This is a genomic window from Amycolatopsis sp. NPDC051371 (genome assembly GCF_040682155.1).
In the GTDB taxonomy this organism is placed as follows: Bacteria; Actinomycetota; Actinomycetes; order Mycobacteriales; family Pseudonocardiaceae; genus Amycolatopsis.
This window is the reverse complement of sequence record NZ_JBFBAG010000044.1, coordinates 76060-96615: the sequence shown is the minus strand read 5'-3', so window position 1 is coordinate 96615 and position 20556 is coordinate 76060. Positions and strand designations below refer to the sequence as shown.

19 protein-coding genes are annotated in these 20556 nt (G+C 71.5%); 6 read left to right on the top strand and 13 right to left on the bottom strand.

Annotated features, from left to right (window positions below; all coding sequences use genetic code 11):
* Positions 1 to 685: 685 nt before the first annotated feature.
* The 13 genes from AB0M59_RS40595 to AB0M59_RS40535 all read right to left on the bottom strand — a co-directional run bounded on the left by AB0M59_RS40595 (position 686) and on the right by AB0M59_RS40535 (position 15143).
* Positions 686 to 1735 (bottom strand): radical SAM protein, encoded by a 1050-nt coding sequence (locus tag AB0M59_RS40595; protein ID WP_364626459.1) that lies wholly within the window; start codon positions 1733 to 1735, stop codon positions 686 to 688.
* Positions 1736 to 1790: 55 nt separating this feature from the next.
* The gene (locus AB0M59_RS40590) at positions 1791 to 2297 is read right to left on the bottom strand and encodes a flavin reductase family protein (protein WP_364626456.1); all 507 of its coding nucleotides are present in this window, start codon (positions 2295 to 2297) and stop codon (positions 1791 to 1793) included.
* A 23-nt stretch (positions 2298 to 2320) separates the two neighbouring features.
* Complete coding sequence (locus AB0M59_RS40585; RefSeq protein WP_364626453.1) at positions 2321 to 3667, bottom strand: FAD-binding oxidoreductase; 1347 nt, start codon at positions 3665 to 3667, stop codon at positions 2321 to 2323.
* Positions 3664 to 4005, bottom strand: a complete 342-nt coding sequence (locus AB0M59_RS40580; RefSeq protein ID WP_364626451.1) for a hypothetical protein — start codon at positions 4003 to 4005, stop codon at positions 3664 to 3666. The genes AB0M59_RS40585 and AB0M59_RS40580 overlap by 4 nt, the downstream gene beginning before the upstream one ends.
* Entirely contained in the window at positions 4002 to 5300 is a 1299-nt protein-coding gene (locus AB0M59_RS40575; RefSeq protein WP_364626448.1) for an ATP-grasp domain-containing protein, read from the bottom strand. The genes AB0M59_RS40580 and AB0M59_RS40575 overlap by 4 nt, the downstream gene beginning before the upstream one ends.
* Positions 5301 to 5316: 16 nt before the next feature.
* Entirely contained in the window at positions 5317 to 6564 is a 1248-nt protein-coding gene (locus tag AB0M59_RS40570; protein ID WP_364626445.1) for an FAD-dependent oxidoreductase, read from the bottom strand.
* Positions 6561 to 8099: a class I tRNA ligase family protein gene (locus tag AB0M59_RS40565; protein ID WP_364626442.1), complete on the bottom strand. Its 1539-nt coding sequence runs from the start codon at positions 8097 to 8099 to the stop codon at positions 6561 to 6563. The genes AB0M59_RS40570 and AB0M59_RS40565 overlap by 4 nt, the downstream gene beginning before the upstream one ends.
* Entirely contained in the window at positions 8096 to 8467 is a 372-nt protein-coding gene (locus AB0M59_RS40560; RefSeq protein ID WP_364626439.1) for a cupin domain-containing protein, read from the bottom strand. Before AB0M59_RS40560 ends, AB0M59_RS40565 begins: the two co-directional genes overlap by 4 nt.
* Complete coding sequence (locus tag AB0M59_RS40555) at positions 8464 to 9804, bottom strand: SidA/IucD/PvdA family monooxygenase (RefSeq protein WP_364626436.1); 1341 nt, start codon at positions 9802 to 9804, stop codon at positions 8464 to 8466. Before AB0M59_RS40555 ends, AB0M59_RS40560 begins: the two co-directional genes overlap by 4 nt.
* A 72-nt stretch (positions 9805 to 9876) precedes the next feature.
* Entirely contained in the window at positions 9877 to 11541 is a 1665-nt protein-coding gene (locus AB0M59_RS40550; RefSeq protein WP_364626433.1) for an ABC transporter substrate-binding protein, read from the bottom strand.
* A 31-nt stretch (positions 11542 to 11572) separates the two neighbouring features.
* Positions 11573 to 12748: an acyl-CoA dehydrogenase family protein gene (locus AB0M59_RS40545; RefSeq protein ID WP_364626431.1), complete on the bottom strand. Its 1176-nt coding sequence runs from the start codon at positions 12746 to 12748 to the stop codon at positions 11573 to 11575.
* A gap of 162 nt (positions 12749 to 12910) precedes the next feature.
* Positions 12911 to 13735, bottom strand: coding sequence for an isocitrate lyase/phosphoenolpyruvate mutase family protein (locus AB0M59_RS40540; protein ID WP_364626428.1), 825 nt, complete (start codon positions 13733 to 13735; stop codon positions 12911 to 12913).
* Positions 13736 to 13757: 22 nt separating this feature from the next.
* The gene (locus AB0M59_RS40535) at positions 13758 to 15143 is read right to left on the bottom strand and encodes an AlkA N-terminal domain-containing protein (RefSeq protein ID WP_364626426.1); all 1386 of its coding nucleotides are present in this window, start codon (positions 15141 to 15143) and stop codon (positions 13758 to 13760) included.
* A 166-nt stretch (positions 15144 to 15309) separates the two neighbouring features.
* On the opposite strand from AB0M59_RS40535, the gene AB0M59_RS40530 reads away from it, so the two are divergent.
* From AB0M59_RS40530 to AB0M59_RS40505, 6 genes are all read left to right on the top strand, one after another.
* Positions 15310 to 15606, top strand: coding sequence for an antibiotic biosynthesis monooxygenase (locus tag AB0M59_RS40530; RefSeq protein WP_364626423.1), 297 nt, complete (start codon positions 15310 to 15312; stop codon positions 15604 to 15606).
* A 236-nt stretch (positions 15607 to 15842) separates the two neighbouring features.
* Complete coding sequence (locus AB0M59_RS40525) at positions 15843 to 17057, top strand: MFS transporter (RefSeq protein WP_364626420.1); 1215 nt, start codon at positions 15843 to 15845, stop codon at positions 17055 to 17057.
* A 203-nt stretch (positions 17058 to 17260) separates the two neighbouring features.
* Positions 17261 to 18583 carry a helix-turn-helix domain-containing protein gene (locus tag AB0M59_RS40520; protein WP_364626417.1) on the top strand — a complete coding sequence of 441 codons (1323 nt, stop codon included), beginning with the start codon at positions 17261 to 17263 and terminating at the stop codon, positions 18581 to 18583.
* Positions 18584 to 18788: 205 nt separating this feature from the next.
* The gene (locus AB0M59_RS40515; RefSeq protein ID WP_364626414.1) at positions 18789 to 19361 is read left to right on the top strand and encodes a hypothetical protein; all 573 of its coding nucleotides are present in this window, start codon (positions 18789 to 18791) and stop codon (positions 19359 to 19361) included.
* A gap of 90 nt (positions 19362 to 19451) precedes the next feature.
* Positions 19452 to 19598, top strand: a complete 147-nt coding sequence (locus tag AB0M59_RS40510; protein ID WP_364626412.1) for a hypothetical protein — start codon at positions 19452 to 19454, stop codon at positions 19596 to 19598.
* A 92-nt stretch (positions 19599 to 19690) separates the two neighbouring features.
* Positions 19691 to 20488, top strand: coding sequence for an arginine deiminase-related protein (locus AB0M59_RS40505; RefSeq protein WP_364626409.1), 798 nt, complete (start codon positions 19691 to 19693; stop codon positions 20486 to 20488).
* Positions 20489 to 20556 lie beyond the last annotated feature (68 nt).

Below are 20556 nucleotides of genomic sequence, written 5' to 3'. Positions count from 1 at the left end.
CGCATCGCGGCCGACGGGTTGCCCGAGTTCCTGCCACCGGTGTTCCTGGACAAGCGCCGAAAACCCAGGCGCAACAACCTGCACCAACCACTGCCATTCGCAGCCTGAACAATCGAACACGGGAAAGGCCCGCAGTCAACCGGCTACGGGCCTACACCCACGCCTTCGGTCGGGATGTTACGCGGCGCAGTAGATTCGACGTCGAGCGCGACTGCCGTTGGCGCGATCCCAGCCCGGCCGAGACGCGTGTACACAGCGGCGCAAGGCTTCGCCGACAACCCCGTCGATGCGCGAGCGCCGGTTGATCCGCAGTGCACCAATGCCGCGCGCACCATGGAGACCGACCGCCCGAGCCGCCCATCGATCGGGACCGGGCCGAGCCGATGCCGCCGCGCACGATCCGCTCTCGCCCACCGCGAACCACCGGCCAACAATCAAAAGCATCGCCCCGGCCGATTGATGCGACAGCTCACCAATGCCCCCTGCACCATCCAGGCCAGTCGTCTGAGCCAGCCGCAGCCGGTTGCCGCGACACAATCCGCTCTCAGCCCCGGCGCTAACCACTGGCTGACAGTCAAACAGCATCGCCCGGGGCGATTGATCCGGCCACGCACCAATGCCCTGTACACCTTCCGGGCCAGTCGTCCGACCCCAGCCGATGCCGCCACCACACCGCCCCCAGCCTTCAGAACAACGTTGCCTGGGCCGGTTCCTCCGGCGGCTGCTGCCCCCGCCTCCCGTTCAACGCGAACTTGTCCTCGATCTCCTTGCTCGGCTCCGGAAACCCGTACTTCGCGATCAACGGCCGGATCCGGGCCCCGATCTCGTGCCGATACCCCGTCTCCGATCCCGACGAATACAACCGCGTGTACTCCGCCACCAACGACGGATGCGTCCGCCGCAGCCAACCGAAGAACACTTCCTTGACGCCAGAAGACAAGTACAGCGGGTGATACAACACGTCCGTCGCCCCGGCGGAAGCCACCGCGGACACCAGCGAATCCAGCTGGGACTCCGAATCCGACAGGTGCGGGAGGATCGGCGACAGGAACACCGTGCACTCCAGCCCCGCGTCCCGAATGGCACGGACCGTTGCCAAGCGGGCAGACGTCGTCGCTGTGCCGAACTCGACCGACTGCTGTAGCTCCTCGTCCAGCATCGACAGCGATACACCCAAGTGCACCGTCGTTCGCTGGGCAGCCCGGGCCAAGAGACCGAGATCTCGGCGGATCAGCGGTCCCTTCGTCAGGATCGAGAACGGCACCCGGTGCCCGGACAGGGCGTCGATGATGCCCGGCATCAGCTCGTAGCGGCCCTCCGCGCGCTGGTACACGTCCGTGTTCGTGCCGAACGCCACCCTCGGCGGGAGCTTGCGCTTGCGGGACAGCTCGCCGCGCAGCACCTCCACGATGTTCGTCTTGACGATGATCTCGTTGTCGAAGTCGCCGGCGACGTTGAGGCCGAGACGCGTGTGCGTCGGGCGCGCGAAGCAGTACTGACACGCGTGCGTACACCCTCGATACGGGTTGATCGTGTACTCGCCCGGCAACATGCGCGCGTCCGCCGGGACGTGGTTCAACGCGCTCTTCGCGAGCACCTCGTGGAATGTCACCTCCCGGAACTCCGGCGTCCGGACGCTGCGCATGAACCCCGTCAGCCGGGCCAGGCCCGGCAGGGTTCCCTCGTCGACCCGGTCCGTGCGCTGGCCGCTCCAGCGCATCGCGTCTTCGCTCACCGGACGAGCATGCCCGGCCCGGCGGGACCGGGCTAGCCAGATTCGGACATGACCGCTAGAGCGCTTCGCCCCACTGGCCCGGCCCGGAAACGTGCCGCGGATCGGTCACCGCGTGGTAGCCGCCGTGCACGAACACCAGCGCCGGCGCGTGCCGGTCGTGGCCCGTGGCCAGCACCTCGCCGACGACCAGGGTGTGGTCGCCCAGGTCGAACTTCTCGGCCAGGGCGCACTCCAGCCAGCTCGCGCCGTCCAGCACGAGCGCCCCGGTCCGCTCCCCTGGCTTCGCTTGCAAGAGAGCAACCTCCGGGACGCGGGAGGCTCGTGGGCCGGCGAACCGGCGGGCGACGTCCCGCGCGTCCGCCGGCAGGATCGACACCACCCAGCGGCCGGCGTCCAGTAGGTCCGCCAGGAACGCCGATTCCTTGCGGAAGGACAGCGAGACCAGCGGCGGGTCGAGGGAGATCGACCCGAGGGAGTTGACGGTGACGGCGTCGTGTCGCCGGCCGCCGGGGGTGTCGCGGTACGTCGTGGCGACGCACACGCCGGTCGCGAAGGTGCGCATCGCACCACGGAGATCGGGAGCCATCACAACCCCTGCGGGTGCGAGAAGAACCGGTCCGGGTCGTACCGGCGCTTGACCTCGGCGAGCCGGGCGGCGTTCGGGCCGTAGTAGGCGCCGCGCCAGTCCTCGAGGTCCGGATCCGTGAAGTTGACGTACGACGCGTCCGGCGCGAACTCGCCCGTCTCGGCGTGCAGCGCGTGCAGCCAGTCCAGGTTCGCCGCGACGACGTCCGGTGCGTCCCGCTCGGTCCACGACGTGTCCAGGCTCAGCAGGAACTTCGTGTCCCGGTGCGGGAACGCGGTGTCCGCCACCGGAACTCTGCCGATCGCCCCGCCCCACGCGAACAACGCCGCCCCGGCGCCGTCGGGGTTGCCGCTGCCCGGCCACTTCTCGACGGCCCGGACGAGCGCCTCCAGCCCGGCGTCCGCGATCGCGTGCGGCGTGCAGCGCGTGCGGACGGCGAACGCCCCGCCTTCGCTGCTGTGGTGCAGGAAGGACGCCGCGTCCCAGAAGTCCCGGTCTTCGATGTCCACGCGGTCGGGGGCCGCGACGGCGAAGGCCGGCGCCAGCAGCTCCCACAGTTCCGAGGCCGGGCCGAGGTGGTGGCCCACCACGGAAACGACGCCGTCGTCGCCCATCGAGCGCGCGATGCCGATCCGCGCGGAGAACTCCTCCGGCGCGGCGAGCATGATCTCCTGCATCGCGGCGAGGACCTCGACCGCGTACGGCCACGCCCAAAGCACGACGCACGTCGAGCCGGCCGGGGCCGGGCGCGCCTGGAACGTGAAGCTCGTGTTCACGCCGAGGTTGCCGCCCCCGCCGCCGCGGCAGGCCCAGAACAGGTCCGGGTGCTCCGCGGCCGACGCCGTTACGACCTCGCCAGAAGCGAGCACGACGTCGGTCGAGACCAGCGCGTCGCACGTGAGGCCGTGCGCGCGGGAGATCGTCGTGACGCCGCCGCCGAGGGTCAGGCCGCCGATGCCGACGGTGTCGGAGTTGCCGAGCGGGAACGTCAGGTCCCACGGCCGCAACCCCGCGTAGAGCGCCTTCATCGGCGTCGCGCCGCCGACGGTGACCAGCCCGGTGCCGCGATCGACGTGGATCCCGGACAGCCGCCCGAGATCGAGCACCAGGCCGGGGCCCGCCGAGTGGCCGGCGTAACTGTGGCCGCCGCCGCGGACCGCCACGGGAACCGACTCCCCGCGGGCCCACTCGACGGCCCGGGCGACGTCGCCCGCGTGGGCGACCGAGAGCACCGCCGCGGGGCGGGTGGCGGCGAACCGCCGGTTCACCGGCGCCACGGCGGCGAAGCCGGGGTCGCCGGGGAACCGGAGTTCGCCCAGGCCGCGGAGGCCGTCCCAGGCCGTCATGACGCGCGACTTTCCATCGAAACCTCTTCGAGGAAGGAGACGCCGGTGGCCGCGTGCTCGCCGTAGCGCTGCCAGACCTCGCGCAGCACCAGGGTGCCGCCGTGCCACTGCGGGGTGTTGGTGCTGTGCCCGGCGATCACCTCGCCGCCTTCCAGGACCATCGTGTAGGCCAGCCGCAGGACGCCACCGGCGTCGCAGGTGCCGGTCACCGTGCCGCGCAGGACGTGGCCGCCCTCGAACTCGGCCCACACCAGGTCGCCCTGCTGGCGGTACTCCGCGTACGTGCCGTCGCCGCCGCCTAGCGCGCGGAACCGGCGGCCGTCGTAGTGGATGCTCATTCGTCCACGTCCAGGAGCCCGGCCGGCATCGACAGGGTGGTGCCGGTGGGCGGCGGCTCGATCTCCACGGCATCCGCCGAGACCAGCGAAGCCGCGTGCTCCAGCCGCTGCCGGCACGTCGCGGTGTCGTCGGCTTCGCACACGACGAACGAGTGGCGCGCGATGTAGCCGCCCGGCGGCAGCCGCAGCGTGGTGCCCGGCTCGACCATGGGCGAGGCCATGACCAGCCCGGGGGCGTCCCACGGCACCTCGACCGAGTGCACGACGCAGTCGTGGTCGGGGTAGCCGAACCGGATGCCGGCGACGCCGGACCGCGTCGGGGCGACGTCCGGGCGCTGGCCGGTGGCGACGTCGAACAGCACGCTGCCCGGGTCGATGCCGGTGGCCGTCTTGCCGAGCAACGGGATGAGGTCGCCGCCGAGCCGGCCGTTGACCTCGATGATCACCGGGCCGTCGGCGGTCAGCCGGACCTCGGTGTGGGTGATGCCGTTCTCGATGCCGAGCACGCGGTGGGCTTCGGCCAGGACGCGCAGCAGTTCTTCGTCGCGCAGCAGCGGGTCGGCGGAGTCGACGAGGTGACCGGTCTCCTCGAAGAACGGCGGCATCCCGGTGCTCTTGCGGGCGACGAACATCGGCAGGTACTCGCCCTTGTGGACGGCGCCGTCGATGCTGATTTCCGGGCCGTCGGCGAAGCCTTCGATGAGGGCGCCGCCGCGGTAGGGCTCGTCGCCGACGAGGCTGGCCTCGTGGGCGACGCGGTAGGCGGCGTCGAACTCGCCCGCGTCCCGGGCGAGGGAGACGCCCATGCTGGCGCCGAGCGCGCGGGGCTTGACGACCACCGGGAAGCCGATGCGGCCGACCGCCGCGCGGGCGTCGTCGAGGTCGATGGCCAGGTGGAAGCCGGGCTGGGGCAGGCCGGCGGCGGTGAGCCGGACGCGGCAGCTGTGCTTGTCGCGGCAGCCGTGCACACCGGGGATGCTCAGGCCGGGCACGCCGAACTCGTCGGCCAGCTCGGCCGCGGGCATGACCAGCGGCTCGTCCCAGCAGAGCACGCCGGCCACCGTGTAGCGGGTCGCCAGCTCGCGGGCGGTCTCGGCGAGCAGCGCGTGGTCGAAGACGTTGACCACGGTGATGTCGTCGAAGTACTCGTGCTGCCAGGTCGGCTTGAGGTTGTTGATCAGGACCAGCCGGAGCCCGTTTTCGCGGGCGCGGCGGGCGACGGACCGGACGAGGTATTCGCGGTAGAGCTTGAGGCCGCTGCCGATGACGAGCAGCGCACCCGGGTTCGAGGTCATCGAAAGTCCTTTCGGGTCAGAGGAACGAGGGTCGGGCGGCGAGCTCGGCGACGACGGCGTCCGCGGCCAGCGGGGCGGTGCGGAAGCCGTCGGGACCGCTGGCCGGGCGGGCCCAGACGGCGGGCCCGACGCGGACGAAGCCGGTGTCGCCGCCGTCGGAGGTGGCGTAGTGGCAGTGCTTGACGCGTACGACGTCGTAACCGTCCACATCGGACACGATGCCGGCGGACAGGACGCGCGCCGCCCAGCCCGCGTCGTCGTCGGGGCCGGAGAGGGTGGTCACCTCGCGCCGGACGGCGTCGGTGCTGACCTTGAGCAGGGTGCCCGCCACCGAGGGCAGCAGCCACGCCCGCCCGTCGGCGCCGATCCCGCCCGCGGTGGGCGTCGCCGCCCAGGCGTGGGCGAGCGCGGCGGGCGGGCGCAGGTAGACCATCGTCTGGCGGTGCAGGGCGACCGGCCGGTCGACCAGCGCCGCGGTCCACGGCCCGGCGGCGACGAGGACGACGTCGCCGGTCACCGCCGTGCCGTCGGCCAGGTCCACGCGGGCGCGGTCCGGGTCCACGGCGACGGCCTCCCGGCCGGGCCGCAGCTCGGCGTCCGGGTGGTGGCGCAGCCAGCGCGCGGCGGCGTGCAGCACGCGGTCGGCGAGCAGCGTCCCGGCGTGCGGCTCGAACACGGCGCCGCTGCCCCGCGGGAACCCGATGAGGGGGTAGGCGGACGGGTGCACGATCCGGAGGGGCACCCCGGCGGCCGACGCGGTGGCGACGGCCGCCGGGACGAGCCCGGGCGGCAGGGCCTGGAGCACCCCGACGCGCCGGTAGAGGCCGGCACCCGGCAGGTGGTCGCACAGCAGGGCGTCGAGCTCCCGCCACCGCCGGTGCAGCTCGGCGGCGGTGCGGGTGGCGGCCCGGTCCCCGACGACCAGGGCCCGCAACGCGCGGTGCTGGTCGAACGAGGTGGCCCCGGGGTGCGGCACGGGGCCGCGTTCGAGGAGGACCACGCGGTGGCCAGCGAGGACACACCGGATGGCGGTCAGGAGGCCGCTGATCCCGGCCCCGACGACCACGACGCGGAGGGTGCCTCGGGGGGCGCGCGGAGTCCGGCCGGTGCGGGACGCGGTGACCAGGCCGGGCACGGAGTGGTCCGCGCCCAGCAGGACATCGCCGTCGGCGGGTGGGGCTTGGCCGGCACCGGCGGTGAGGCCGGCGGTGGGTGCGGCGAGGCTCGCGCGGACCCCGTTCTCCTGCCGGGTGGCGACGGTCATCGTCCCGCCTCCGCTTCCCGCAGCCGCGGCAGCGACGCCGGCGTGAACGACTCCGCGTCCACTCCCGCGTCCTCGCCCAGCACCTGTGACGCCAGGTCCACCAGGATCGGCGCGGCCCCGCGCAGCAACCGGTCGACCTCGAAGCAGAAGTCACCCGCGTCCGCGCCCGTCACCTCCCGGCGGTCCAGGCGGGCCAGCTGCTCCGCGATCGTCTCCGCCGCGCGGTTCAGGCTGAACCCGGCCAGCTCGTACGACGCCGCGAAGCGCTCGGCCATCAGCGAAGCCGCGCGCCGCGACCGCGGAGACACCGGCAGCGGGCCGACGCCGACCCAGCGGTTCACCTTGTCCGCGACCCGGTTCCACGGCTCGACGAGCCGCACCCCCGTGACGCGCGCCAGCCCGTCCCGGCTGAAGCTGGTCCGCTGGTGCTCCGGGCTCGTCGCGGCCAGGTGGAACCGGATCAGGTCCCGCGGCACCTCGGCGGCCAGCTCCCGGCTCCACACCACGTGCCCGCGGCTGGTGGAGAACTTCCGGTGGTCCAGCTCGTAGAACTCGTTGGTGAGGTACCGCGTCGGCAGGTCGTAGCGGCCGTCCAAGGCCAGCAGCATCGCCGGACCGGCGATCGCGAACGGGTAGATGTTGTCGAACCCGAGGAAGTACACGATCTCCGAACCCGCGCCGGCCAGCCACAGTGCGTCTTCCGAAGCACCGGCACCCGACCGCTTCTCCGCCGCCAGCGCCGTGGCGTGCATGCTCCACGCCATCGGCTCGGCGTTGGGGTTGACGCGCTGCCCCGCGACCTCGGGGAAGGGCACCTCGATGCCCCACGAGGTCGGGTACGTCACCGGGAAGTCCGGCAGCGGGCGCGACAACATGGAAGCCATCGCCTGCGCCATGTGCGGCCGCATCCCCGCAGCGTGCGCCGCGAAGTGCGCCCGCAGCTGCGACCGGTACCGTTCGACCGGCAGCACGAGCACGTCGGCTTCGCGCAGCACCACGGGGTCCGACGGGTCCAAAGTGGACCGGACGTCCAGCAGGTCCCCGGCGGCGACCAGCTGCCCGCAGCTCTCGCAGAGCCCCGCGCAGCCTTCGGCGAGACACTCCGGGCAGCTGCCGGACGCGAACCCGTCCACCAGGAACTCACCCGAGCGCGACGAGTACGGGAACTTCATCGTGCGCAGTTCCAGCTTGCCCGCCGAGTACAGCCGGCCGACGAAGTCGACGACCCACTTGGTGAACCGGTCGTCGTCGCCGGTGTAGCCGTCGACGCCGATGCCCATGGCTTCGAGGCTGGCGGAAATCTGCGCGGCCGACGTGGCGACCAGTTCCGCCGGGGTGACGCCGCGGCGGTGCGCGGTCGTCACGACGAACGTCGAGGTGTCCTGGAAACCCGTTCCCAGCAACACTTCCCGGCCCTGTGACCGGGCGTAGCGGGTGTGCACGTCGGCGGCCAGGAACGGCCCGGCGATGTGCCCGAGGTGCAGGTCCCCGTTCGCCGTCGGGGCGGGCGAGATGACGACCGTCCGGGCGCTCATGACACGCCTGCTTCGTGGCGGGCCGTGAACTGGGCCGACATCTCGGGGTCCCACCAGACGCCGTAGTACTCGAAGTCCGCGTCGCCCTGGTTGGTGACGCAGTGGGTGGAACCCGGCGGCAGCCGGACGACGTCGCCGGCGGTGAAGGGGTGCGGTTCGTCGTCGACGACCAGCGTGGCGCTGCCGGCCACGGCGATGAAGATCTCGTACTCGTGGTGGGCGTGCGGGGTGGACGTGGTGCCGGGCCGCAAGACGCACCAAGCACCTTCGAACGGCGCGTTGAGCTCCGGCCAGGGCAGCAGCCGCTGCGAGTCGAGCCCGTACGCGCGCTCCAAGTGGTCGCGGTCGAGCCGGTGGATGTCGATCATACCGCCACCACCACGGACTCGTCGAAACGCCGACGGTCCTCGTCGGGACCCGCGCCGCGCCGCTCGACGATGTCCCCGGCGATCTCGGCCGACCGCTGCGCCAGCACGCTGATCAGCGAGTCCGAGATGCCGTGCGTCGCCTCGTTGACGCCCTGCAGGTACAGCGCGCCGAACGCGCCGGTGCCGAGGTCGGCCCGGTAGCGCCGGTTCACGGAGATCCCGTCCAGGCCGATCGCGTCGGCCAGGCCGCGGACCATCGACGGCATCCGCGGGTCGAAGCCCGTGCCGAGGAACACCGCGTCACAGCGGACCTGCTCGACCGTGTCGTGCTTGAGGTCGCGGACGTCGAGCACGAGCTCCTCGCCGCCGCCGGGCAGGGACTCCGTCCGCGAGCCGACGACGTCGGCCGAGCCGCGGATCGTCGAAACGGGCTGACCGAGCATCCTCTGCTTGTAGAGCATCGTGTAGAGCTCTTCGAGGAACGGCGCCGCCAGGCCGCCGTAGTTGGTCAGGTGCATCTCCGCGAGCACCTTCGCCCGCGACTCTTCCGACATCGTGAAGAACTCGTCCACGAAGGACGGGAAGAACAGCTCGTTGACGAACTTGCTGGTCTGGTAGTCCTTGAGGGCGATCGCGCGCAGCAGCAGCGTCGGCGACGAGCCCGGCGCCTCCTGGTGCAGGGCCATGAACATCTCGGCCGCGCTCTGCGCGCCGCCGACTACGACCGGCCGCAGCGGCTTGCCCGGGCGGGCGAGCCCCGTGGTCTCGGCGACCCGGGTGCTGAACTCGGTGCTGTGCACGACCCGCTCGGCCGGCAGCCCGCGGAAGACCTCCGGCACGTGGGCGTCCCGGCCCCCGCCGACGACCAGGTCGCGGCAGAGGATCGTGTCGCCGTCGGACAGCGGGACGGTGAAGCCGAGCACCTCGCCCGACTCCGAGTGGATGGGCAGGACCCGCTCGGCGCGGGCGTTGTAGCGCACCTGGACCTGCTCCAGCGAGTCGGCGACCCACTGCAGATAGGCCGAGATCTGCCAGCGGAACGGGTTGAAGGTGCCCAGGTTGACGAACTCGTCGAGCTCGCCGCGCTCGTGCATGAAGTTGAGGAAGGAGAAGCGGCTGCGCGGGTTGCGCAGGGTCACCAGGTCCTTCACGTAGGACACCTGGCTGCGCGCCCACGGCAGCATCAGGTTGCGCTGCCACTTCACGTCTTCGTGCTGCTCGAGGATCATCGCGTCGCGGGCGACACCGGACCGGCCGCACTCCTCGAGGGCCACGGCCAGCGCGAGGTTCGCCGGGCCGGCCCCGATCATCAGGACATCCACTTCGTGGACAGTCATGGCTGTTCTTCTTTCTCGACGAAACTGCCGGATCGACGTGCGGCGCGCCGGGTCGCGGCGCGCCGCACGGAGCTACTTGCTGACGGTGACGCTGAACAGGTCGAGCTCGCGGAACTGGGTCGGCTGGACGTTGTGCAGCCGGGACGCCCACGCCGCGGTGCCGGACTGCCACCAGATCGGGACGGTCGGCATGTCCTGCAGGACGAGCTTTTCGGCCTGCTGGTACAGCGCCTGGCCCTGCTGCTGCGACGGCGCGGCGTCGGCCTGCTGGAGCAGGGCGTCGACCTTCGCGTTCGAGTACTGGCCGACGTTGGAGGCAGCCCCGGTGCGGAACAGCGGGTTGAGGAAGTTCTCGATCGACGGGTAGTCCGCGACCCACGCCGAGCGGTAAATGCCCGTGACGGTCCGGTTGTTGAGCTGCTTGCGGAAGTCGCCCAGCGTCGTCTGCGGGGTGAACTTGCAGGCGCGGCCCAGCGAGTCCTGGATCTGCTTGCAGATGACCTCCATCCACTCCTGGTTGCCGGAGTCGATGTTGGACGTCAGCTCGATGTCACCCTGGAAACCCGAGGCGTCGAACAGCTGCTTGGCCTTCTGCGGCTCGTAGGTGCACAGCTCGCCGCACTGGTTGTCGAGGTGGCCCTGGACGTTCGGGGCGACCAGGCCGTCGGCCGGGGTGCGGCCGCCGTTGAACACCTTCTGGATCAGCGCCTTCCGGTCGATGGCCATGGAGATGGCCTGGCGGAACTGCGGGCTCTCGTAGCGCTTGTCGAACAGCGGGAACGCGATCGCCTGGTAGCCGAGGTAGGTGTAGGTCTTGCGCCGGTCCTCGGGCAGGTCCTTCTTGATCTTGCCGCCCTGGGTGGACGTCCACGGCGTGAACGACAGGAAGTCGAGCTTGTTCGCGATGACGTCCGCGTAGGCCTGGTCGAGGTCGGTGTAGAAGCGGAAGTCGATGCCGCCGACGTTCGGCTTCTGCGCGCCGGCGAAGCCGTCGAACCGCTTGACGACGAGGTCCTTGCCCGGCGTGTACGACTCGAACTCGAACGGCCCGTTGCCGACGGGGTGCGCTTCGAACGCCTTGCGGTCGGCGAAGAAGCTCGCCGGCATCGGGAAGAACGCCGCGTAGCCGAGCTGGACGCCGAACTCCGAGAACGGCGCGTCGAGGGTGACGGTGAACGTCTTGTCGTCGACGATCTTCAGGCCCGACAGCTCCTTGGCCGCCGGCAGCGTCGCCGGCTGCTTGCCGTCCGCGGTCGCGTTGTTGACCTGCGCGAAGCCCACGACGTGCGAGAAGTAGCTGGCGCCGGCCATCAGGTTCGGGGAGTACGCGGTGTAGTTCCACGCGTCGACGAAGCTCTTGGCGGTCACCGGCGTGCCGTCGTGGAACGTCCAGCCGTCCTTGAGCTTGATCGTCCACACCTGGGAGTCGGCGGTGGTGACCGAGTCCGCGACGGCGTTGAGCGGAGCGGCCGTCTTGGCGTCGTACTCGATGAGGCCGCGGAACAGCGTGCCCAGCACGCTGATGCCGCCGACCTCGGTGGTGTTGCCGGGGACGAGCGGGTTGGCCGGCTCGGTCTCGCTGTAGCTGATGACCGCGTCGCGGTCGATGTTCGCCGCGGCGGGCGCGGCGGCACCGTCCGGCGAGGGAGCGGCGGTGGTGCCGCTCGGGGTGCTGCACGCGGTGAGCGTGACGGCCAGCACGGCGGCCGCGCACACGGCGGCCCGGAGCTTGCGCATGGGTGTCTTCCTTCTCGTGGGGTGGAGTGGGTCAGCGCCGGCTGGAAGTGATGCCGAGGGCCAGCGGGAACGCGGGGCGGCCACCGAGCAGGTGGGCGCCGGCGGTCTGCAGGATCCGGTCCTGCGCCACGATGTGCTGGCACATCGTGGAGGTGTCGCGCAGCCAGCGGTCCAGCGGCGAAGGCCGGTAGATCGCGGTGGTCTGCACCAGGTCGTAGAGGCGGGTGACGATCGCCCGGGCAGTACGGAACGCGTGCCGCCGTGACAGCGGCAGCGCGGCCCGCTCGCGCGGGGTCAGGTCGTCGAGGGAGCCGCCCGCGGACAGGACTTCGTGCTGGCGCCGCAAAGCGCCGTAGACGCCTTCGCGAGCCGCGGCGAAGTCGCCTTCGCAGTCGGCCAGGGTGGTCTGCGTGCGGTAGTCGTCTTCCCGGCCCGCGGAGACGCCGGCGTCCGTGGCGAAATCGAGCGCGGCGCGGGCGACGCCGAGCGCGACGCCCGGCATGTTCCGCATGTGCACCTCGGGCTGGGCCAGCGGGCCCGAACCACCGCGCACGTCGGCGAACGTCAGCGTGTGCTCGGCGGGCACGAACACGTCGGTGATCGTGTAGTCGCAGCTGCCGCTGCCCGCAAGGCCGGTGGTGTGCCAGGTGTCGAGGACCTCGACGTCGGCCTTGGGCACCATGAGCAGGATCGAGTCGTGCTCGGGCTCACCGTCGCGGTACAGGAACGCTCCGGAGACGACCCAGTCGGCGTGGGTGACACCGCTGCCGAACTGCCAGCGGCCGGTGAGGCGGTAGCCGCCGGGGACGATTTCCGCGCGGCCGTTGGGAAAGAGCAGCCCGGCGGTCGCCATGTCCAGGCTGGGGAACATCTTCGCGGCGACGGCGTGGTCCAGGAACGAGGCGTAGAGACCGGTGTCCGACCCGATCATCGCGCACCACCCGGCCCCGGCGTCGCCGTAGGCCAGGGCCTCGATCACCTCGGTCTGCTCGATCGAGGTCAGCTCGGGACCGCCGTGAGCGTGGGAGAACCCCATCCGGAACACTCCGGTTCCGCGCAGGAGGTCCACGACATCCGCGGGCAGCCGGCGGGCCCGCTCGATCTCTTCGGCGCGGTCCCGCAGCACCGGGGCAAGGGCCTGCGCCCGGCCGAGGATCTCCGCGGCGGTCTCGGGCGGCCGGACGGACAGCGGCTCGACTACGGTCATCACATCACTTCCCTCGAGGTCTTCTTCTCGGTCGTGGAAGTGATTGAAGCCAGCGGTTTAATTGATGGAAACGTTTGTCCGTCAAGGAAAATCAACAGGGTGCAAAAATGAAGTAGACAGGGCCGCGACGGATTTCCGTCGCGGCCCTGTCGAGGGAAGGGCTCAGCCGGTGACGGCGCTGTTGACCGCGCCGAAGTCGAGACCGCCCTCCAGCGCGGTGTAAGTGCCCTGCTCCAGCAGCTCCACGGCCGCGCGCTGGGCGACGGCGTAGGCGCCCTGCGCGATCGCCGTACCGACGCTGATGCGGCGGACGCCGACGGCTTCCAGCTCCGCGACGGTCGGGGCGCCCGGCCACACCATCACGTTCACCGGCAGCGGGCTTTCCTTGACGAGGACACGGAGCGTCTCCAGGTCGATCAGTCCCGGCACGAACAGGCTGTCCGCGCCGGCCGCGGCGTAGGCGCCCGCACGGGAGAGGACGTCGTCAAGGCGGCCTTCGGGCTCGCCGATGCCGAACAGGTAGACGTCGGTGCGGATGTTGACCCACAGCTCGGGCAGGCCGGCCGCGGTCGCCGCGTCGCGGGCCGCGCGGACCCGGCCGACCTGGGCCGGGACGTCGAACAGCGGACCACCGGGAGCGGTCGAGTCCTCCAGGTTGATCCCGACCGCGCCGGCTTCGACGACCGCGCGGACGGTCGCCGCGACGTCGTCTTCGGACGGTCCGTAGCCGCCCTCGATGTCGGCGGTCACCGGGACGTCGACGACGCGCACGATCCGCGCGACCAGCTCGGCCATCTCCTCGCGCGTGAGGCCGTGCCCGTCGGGCCGTCCGGCGGACCAGGCGACCCCGCCGCTGGTGGTGGCGATCGCCGGGGCCCCGGCTCGCGCGATGAGGGCCGCGCTGGCGGCGTCCCAGGCGTTCGGCAGCACCAGCGTGCGGTCGGTGTGCAGGGCACGCAGCCGTTCGGCGAGCCGGTTGGCAGACATCCGTTGTTCTCCTTCTGGGTGTTCAGGCGGCCGGCGTCGGTACACCGGCGGCGATCAGGTGGGTCGCGGCGAAGGCGCGCCACGGGTGCCAGGCGGCGGCCAAGCGGCCGGCCGCGGCGAAGACGTCGTGCTCGAGCAACATCGTCTCGAGCGTGCGCTCGGTGGCCGGGAAGGCGTCGGCGTGCCCCAGCCGCAGCGCGATCTGCTGGGCGGTGCTCTGCTCGATGCCGGGCAACGCCGTCAGCGCGGACGTGCAGTCGGCCAGGCTCGCCCCGGGGTCGAGCAGGGTCTCGTCCGCGGCCACGGCGGAGGCGAACGTGCGCAGCGTCCGCGCGGTCTTCGCGGGCAGCCTGGCCCCCTCCAGGTCCGCCTGGGCCAGGGTCTCGGCCGACGGGAACAGGTGGGTCAGGCCGTGTTCGAGGCCCGGCACGCGCTGGCCCGCCGCTTCGACCAGCGCGGCCAGCTGCCGCCGCACGCGTGTCCGGACGCTGTACTGGCTGAGCACGGCTTCCACCGCGATCTCGAACGAACCCCACGCGCCCGGCACGCGCAGCCCCGGCCGCTTGCGCAGAAGCGGGCCCAGCACCGGGTCTTCGGCGAGCGCGGCCTCGGCGGGCGCGGTGTCGGCGTCGACCCCGAACATCCGCCCGACGCGGTCGACGACGTGGATCAGGCCCTCCCAGAACGGCATGTGCGCGGTCAGCAGCAGGTGGTCGTCGCCCCCGAGGCGGACCTCGATGACGCCCGCCTCGCCGTCGAGGCTGATCGTGCGCCGGTAGACGCCGTCGAGCACCGACTCGACGCCGGGAACCGCGCGTTCGGCCAGGAAGGTGCTGAGCGCTTCCCAGTGCAGCGGCGGCGCGAACGGCAGCCGCATCATCAGTCCGCCGTCCGCGGCGAGCCGGTCGGTCCGCCGGCGCCGGTTGCGCAGCTCGACCGGGGAAGCGCGGAAGACCAGCTTCATGTCCCGGTTGAACTGGCGCAGGCTGCCGAACCCGGCGGCGAACGCCACGTCCGCGACGGTCAGGTCGGAGTCGTCGAGCAGGCGGCGCGCGAAGTGCGCCCGCCGCGACCGGGCGAGCTGGTCGGGCGTCACGCCGAGGTGGTCGTGGAAGAGCCGGCGCAGGTGCCGCGGGGACACCGCCAGCCGCTGCCCCAGCGCGGCTTCGGTGCCGGTGTCCAGCGCCCCGGCGATGATCAGCTGCACCGCGCGGCAGACGAGCTCCGGCGCGTCCGCGCCGACCGGGCCCGCGACGCGGTAGGGGCGGCAGCGCAGGCACGCCCGGAACCCGGCGGCTTCGGCCTCGGCGGCCAGCTCGAAGGTCTTCACGTTCTCCGCGAGCGGTTTCGCCCCGCAGCCGGGACGACAGTAGATGCCGGTCGTGACCACGGCCGAAAAAGTCGTCATGACCCAGGTGTAGGCGATCCGGCAGGGCCGCGCTAGCCAGATCCGGACATGACCGCGGCAGCTGCGCACCCCGGAAGAAGACGTGTCCGGATCTGGCCGGACGAGCGGGTCCGGGCTCGGCAAAGTGGTCCCCGATCACGCACACCGCACTACCGAGAGGTTTCCCATGCTGGCGAAGGTGTTCCCCATCCCCCTCAAGCCGGGCAAGCAGGCCGAGGCCGAGAAGCTCGTGCACGAGTTCGCGCCGCTCGGCCCCGGGCAGGAGGACGGCACCGTGTCCTTCCGCGTCTACCGCGACCCCGCCAAGCCGGACTTCCTGCTGTTCGTCGAGCACTTCGCCGACCAGGCCGCCTACGACGCGCACACCGGCTCGGCCGCCTACAAGGAACTGATCGCCGGCAAGTTCGCCGGCCTGATCACCGAGTTCGTCGAAATCGACCACGAACTGGTCGTCGGACTCTGATTTCCCCGCTTACCGGCCGGATGCAGCAATGGCTGCGTCCGGCCGGGCGCGGGTAAGGTGAATTCCGCGACAACGGCGTCACGCTCCGATTATCGAAGTAGTCCACGTCACGCGAGAATTGATTTTCCGGCGGAAACAACTCTGCCGGTCAATCGGCCAGGCCGCTGCAATGAGGAAGCCGGCACCCGATCGACGGTGCGGCACACCCCCTTCGCACGCCACCTGGAGGCTCGGCCGTGACCACCACCGAAAAACCGACCGGCGTACTGGCCGTCCTGCGCCGGACGCCCACGCCCGTCCGCTACCTGCTGGGCGGTGTGCTGGTCAACCAGCTCGGCGCGTTCGTCCAGACGTTCATGGTGCTGTACCTGGTCTTCCGCGGCTTCTCCGCGGGACAGGCCGGCATCGTCATCGCCGCCTACAGCATCGGTTCGGTGCTCGGCGGCCTGGCCGGCGGCGAGCTGGTCCACCGCATCGGCCCGCGCGCCACCATCACCGCCGCGATGTCCGGCTCGGCCGCGATCCTCGCCGTCGTCCCGTTCTTCGGCCGCCCCTGGCTCTTCGTGCCGTTGCTGGCCGCGATGCTGCTCGCCGGCCTCGCGACCCAGAGCTACCGGCCCGCGGCCGCCGTCCTGCTCAGCGAGCTGATGCCCGATTCCGACCGCGTCATGGGCTTCTCGATGATGCGGATCGCCCTCAACCTCGGCGCGGCGCTCAGCCCGCTGATCGCGGCGGGGCTGATCCTGCTCGACTGGAACCTCCTGCTGTGGTTCGACGCGGCGACCGCGCTGCTCTACGCGGTCCTGGCGGTCCGACTGCTGCCCGACCTCCGCGTCGGGCGCGAGACGCAGGCGCCGGCCGAGAGCGGAACCCGGGCCGCGTACGGGACCCTGCTGCGCGACGGGCGGTTCTGGTTCTTCCTGGCCTCGGTGCTCATCGGGTCCGTCATCTACGTCCAGTACACGGTTTCGCTGCCGCTGAAGATCACCGCCGAGGGTCACTCCGCCGGCCTCTACAGCGTCGTGCTCGTGACCGCGTCGGCCGTGCTGATCCTGTGCGAGCTGAAGATCACCTCGTTCGTCACCCGCTGGCCGGGCCACGTCGCCGCCACGGCCGGGACCGTGCTGATGGGCCTGGGTGTCGCCGGTTTCGGGATCAGCGGCGGTTCGGCGGTCGCGCTCGTCGCGTGCACGGTCGTGTTCGTCTTCGGGATCATGATCAACGGGCCGACGATGTTCGCCTACCCTTCGACGTTCCCCGCCGCCGTCAAGGCGCGCTACATCAGTGCCCACCAGGCGACTTTCGGCCTGGGCATGGCACTGGGCCCCCTGTTCGGCGTCGCCGCGTGGGTCGCGCTGGGCAACGGCGTCTGGTGGCTGTGCGGCGCGCTCGGCCTGGTGGCGGCGCTGTGCGCCCTGCTCGGCATGACGGCCCGCCCCGCCACCCCCTGAGGTCCCGAACCCGACGGCCGTCCGCTGCGCGCGGGCGGCCGTCGAGTCTTGCCGCAATTTACCGGAACGCCGTAAATAAGCACCAAGAAATGATCTACCGAGCGTCAGAGAAATGCACGAACGGGCTAACGAGACCGCCAGGCAGCGGAAGAGACACCAGCCCCGAAGAGCGACGCTGAGTAAGTGAGGGGAAGGGGATTACCATGGGAAGACCAGAAAAGCCCGTAAACACGTCCGGTGGCATCGCCACCCAGTTCGCCCGGGAATTGCGCGAACTGCGTGCGCGGGCCGGCAACCCGACCTACCGGGAAATGGCCCGGTCGGCGATGTTCTCGTCGTCGGTGCTCTCGAGCGCGGCGAGCGGCAACCGGATGCCGTCGCTGCAGGTGACGCTCGCGTTCGTCGCCGCGTGCGGCGGTGACGACGAGGCGTGGCGCCGGCACTGGCACGCCGCGACGAGCGGCTATACGCAGCCTCCGTTCGGGGGGCGCAAGAGAAGACCGACGTTGTTCCAGCGGCGCGGCACCCCACCGCACCCGGCACAGCTACCGCAACGACCCCGGGGGTTCACCGGCCGCACGACCGAGCTGGCGTGGCTGCGCTCCCCGCGCGACACCCCGCTGGTGATCAGCGGCCCGGCCGGGGTCGGGAAGAGCGACCTCGCGCTGCACTACGCGCATTCGATCGCGGAGCAGACCGACGGGCAGCTCTACGCCGACCTCGGCGGCCTGCGCCACGGCGGCGGCGCACCACCCGCACCGGCGACGGCCGATGTCCTCGACGGCTTCCTGCGCGCGCTCGGCGTCGACGACGACCAGCTCTCCGGCACCTTCGACCACCGGGCCGGGCTGTACCGCACGCTGCTGGCCGAACGCCGGCTCGTGGTGGTGCTGGACAACGTCCAGGACGAGCAGCAGGTACGTCCGCTGCTCGCCGAGACCACGACGAGCACGACGCTGCTGGTCAGCCGCAAACGGCTGCTGGGCCTGCGCGACGTCCACCGGCTGCAGCTGACGCCGCTGCCGCGCGGCGACTCGATCGCGATGATCACCGCGGCGCTCCCGCACGTCGCCGTCTCGGCGGGTCCCGATTGCGACCGCCTGGCCGAGCTGTGCGGCGACCTGCCGCTCGCGCTCGACTTGGCGCTGCGCAAGATCGCCTCGCGGCCGCGGCTGACGCTGCGGCGGGTCGTCGAGGAATGGCGCCTCAACGGCACCAGCGTGGACTGGCTGAGCGTCGGGGACCTTTCCCTGCGCGATTCCCTGGAATCGGCCTACCGCACGCTCAGCGCGCCCGCGCGGGAGCTGCTGGAACGGCTGGCGCAGACGCCGCCCGCCGGGTTCGACGCCGTGTCCGCGGCGCTGGACGAGCTCGTCGAGGAGATCGCCGACGCCGGCCTGCTCGCGCACCCCGACCCGTACCTCGACGGCCACGGGGTGCCCCCGCCCGTGCGCGACTTCGTGCTCAGCACCGTCGGGGCCGGCGGACACGAGCTTTCCGCTCTCGCAGGGCCGGTGTCCGCGTAGCACCGGGGATCCGGCAACGGCGCCGCCGTTCCCTGTCTTCTCTTCGGAAGCGAGTTTGATTGTCCTTTGCGGACAACGCTCCCAGCCAAGTCCGCGATGGCCTGTAATCAGCACAGCACGGGTTTCCCGCTGACGCAGGCAGGTCGGACGCACCGGTCGTTCCGGCGGAACCCGTTCCCCCACGGATTTCCCGGAAGGACAGGTCATGCTCGACAACGGCATCCCGGTACGGATCCCGCCCACCCCGCGTCCGCCGGGGTTCGGTGGTCACCGACGCTACGCGGCCTATTACGCCATGTCTGCTTCGATCATGCTGCTCGCCGGCGCGATCTGGCTGTCGACGCGGCTGCGGCCGAGCACGGCGTGGCACGACATCGCGCTGTTCGCGCACCTCTCGTCCCTCGTGGTGGGCTTCGGCGCGGTCCTGGTCGCGGACTACTTCTTCGCCCTGTGGGCGCTGGGGCGCGCGTCGTTCGCCGAGGCCGTCCACAGCGCTTCCCGGCTGCACCTGCTGGTCTGGGGTGGGCTGACGGGCCTGGTGGCGAGCGGCACGCTGCTCTCCCCCGACCTCGGTTCCGCCGCCACGATCGTGAAGCTGTGCCTCGTCGGGGTGCTCGCCGTCAACGGCGTGCACGCGACGGTGCTGGGCAACCGCATGGCCCTCGTCGCCGAGCCGGTCCCCTTCCGCCTGCTCGTCCGGGGCGGGCTCACCACGGCGGTCTCGCAGGCGTGCTGGTGGGGCGCCGTCGTCATCGGCTTCCTGAACGCGACCCGATGACCGGGAAGCTGTCCGGATCTGGCCAGACCCGCGGCACCGTGCCCGGGCACCCTGGGTTTTCCCCGAGTTCCGTGGAGAAAGGGAGAAGAAATGATCACCAAGCTGGCACGTGCGGTGAGCGCGGCCCTGCGTCCGGCCCCGTCGGCCACGACGGTCGCGCAGCGCATCGACGCGGCCCGGTCGCAGCCGGACTACCTCATGACGATCGAGCTGTTCCGCCTGCGCGGCCTGGGCTGACGCGGCTCGCTCGCTTCGTCGGCCGCGCGCCTCCCGGGCCGGGTCCGCCCCGGTCCCGGATCGCCCGCCCACCCGACGAAACGAGTGAAACCATGACCCACCAACGGCTCCTGATGTGTTCCGCGCGGTACCTCCGCATCGACTACGAAATCAACCCGTACATGCACGTCGGCGTCCAGCCCGACGTCGAAGCCGCCATCACCGAACACGAGAACATCGTGGAAGCGCACCTGGCCGCGGGCCGCAAGATCGAGTTCGTCGACGCGGACCCGTCCTGCCCCGACATGACGTACACCGCGAACGCGGCGGTGGTCCGGGGAAACCGCGCGGTGCTGGCCACGCTGCCGGCCGAGCGGGCGGCGGAAACCCCGCACCACCGGGCGTGGCTGGAATCCCACGAGTTCGAAGTGGCTTCGACGCCCTACGCGTTCAGCGGCCAGGGCGACGCTTTGGCGTGCGGGCCGCTGTTGCTGGCGGCGCACGGGCAGCGCACGGACATCCGCGCGCTCCGCACCCTGGCGCGGCACTTGGACTACGAGGTCGTGCCGCTGCGGACGACGAGCGCCCGGTGGTACGACCTGGACCTGGCGGTGGCGGTGATCGCTTCCTCTGTCCTGGCCTACAACCCGTCGGCGCTGGACGCGGCCAGCCTGCGGACACTGCGGGGACTGGGGACGGAGCTGATCGAGGTGTCGCCCGCGGAGGCGGCGGCGTTCGCGCTGAACCTGATCAGCGACGGTCAGACGGTGACGATGACCGCGGGAGCCCCGCGGCTGGCGGCGGACCTGCGGTCGTTGGGGCTGGCGGTGACGGAGCTGGACACGACGGAACTTCGCAAGGGCGGCGGCGGAATCCGCTGCACGGCGCTGACGCTGGACAACCCGGCCTGACGAGTGGTGCCTGGCGAGAGCTTCCTCGCCAGGCGCCGCTGAGGTCGGACGAGTTTCATCGTCGAGAC

Bases quoted from the DNA above. Each gene is read 5' to 3' on its own strand.
- AB0M59_RS40560 (WP_364626439.1), bottom strand. From the start codon at position 8,467: ATGATCGACATCCACCGGCTCGACCGCGACCACTTGGAGCGCGCGTAC.
- AB0M59_RS40575 (WP_364626448.1), bottom strand. From the start codon at position 5,300: ATGACCTCGAACCCGGGTGCGCTGCTCGTCATCGGCAGCGGCCTCAAG.
- AB0M59_RS40555 (WP_364626436.1), bottom strand. From the start codon at position 9,804: ATGACTGTCCACGAAGTGGATGTCCTGATGATCGGGGCCGGCCCGGCG.
- AB0M59_RS40540 (WP_364626428.1), bottom strand. From the start codon at position 13,735: ATGTCTGCCAACCGGCTCGCCGAACGGCTGCGTGCCCTGCACACCGAC.
- AB0M59_RS40515 (WP_364626414.1), top strand. From the start codon at position 18,789: ATGCTCGACAACGGCATCCCGGTACGGATCCCGCCCACCCCGCGTCCG.
- AB0M59_RS40510 (WP_364626412.1), top strand. From the start codon at position 19,452: ATGATCACCAAGCTGGCACGTGCGGTGAGCGCGGCCCTGCGTCCGGCC.
- AB0M59_RS40535 (WP_364626426.1), bottom strand. From the start codon at position 15,143: ATGACGACTTTTTCGGCCGTGGTCACGACCGGCATCTACTGTCGTCCC.
- AB0M59_RS40565 (WP_364626442.1), bottom strand. From the start codon at position 8,099: ATGAGCGCCCGGACGGTCGTCATCTCGCCCGCCCCGACGGCGAACGGG.
- AB0M59_RS40590 (WP_364626456.1), bottom strand. From the start codon at position 2,297: ATGCGCACCTTCGCGACCGGCGTGTGCGTCGCCACGACGTACCGCGAC.
- AB0M59_RS40550 (WP_364626433.1), bottom strand. From the start codon at position 11,541: ATGCGCAAGCTCCGGGCCGCCGTGTGCGCGGCCGCCGTGCTGGCCGTC.
- AB0M59_RS40580 (WP_364626451.1), bottom strand. From the start codon at position 4,005: ATGAGCATCCACTACGACGGCCGCCGGTTCCGCGCGCTAGGCGGCGGC.
- AB0M59_RS40520 (WP_364626417.1), top strand. From the start codon at position 17,261: ATGGGAAGACCAGAAAAGCCCGTAAACACGTCCGGTGGCATCGCCACC.
- AB0M59_RS40570 (WP_364626445.1), bottom strand. From the start codon at position 6,564: ATGACCGTCGCCACCCGGCAGGAGAACGGGGTCCGCGCGAGCCTCGCC.
- AB0M59_RS40505 (WP_364626409.1), top strand. From the start codon at position 19,691: ATGACCCACCAACGGCTCCTGATGTGTTCCGCGCGGTACCTCCGCATC.
- AB0M59_RS40545 (WP_364626431.1), bottom strand. From the start codon at position 12,748: ATGACCGTAGTCGAGCCGCTGTCCGTCCGGCCGCCCGAGACCGCCGCG.
- AB0M59_RS40585 (WP_364626453.1), bottom strand. From the start codon at position 3,667: ATGACGGCCTGGGACGGCCTCCGCGGCCTGGGCGAACTCCGGTTCCCC.
- AB0M59_RS40530 (WP_364626423.1), top strand. From the start codon at position 15,310: ATGCTGGCGAAGGTGTTCCCCATCCCCCTCAAGCCGGGCAAGCAGGCC.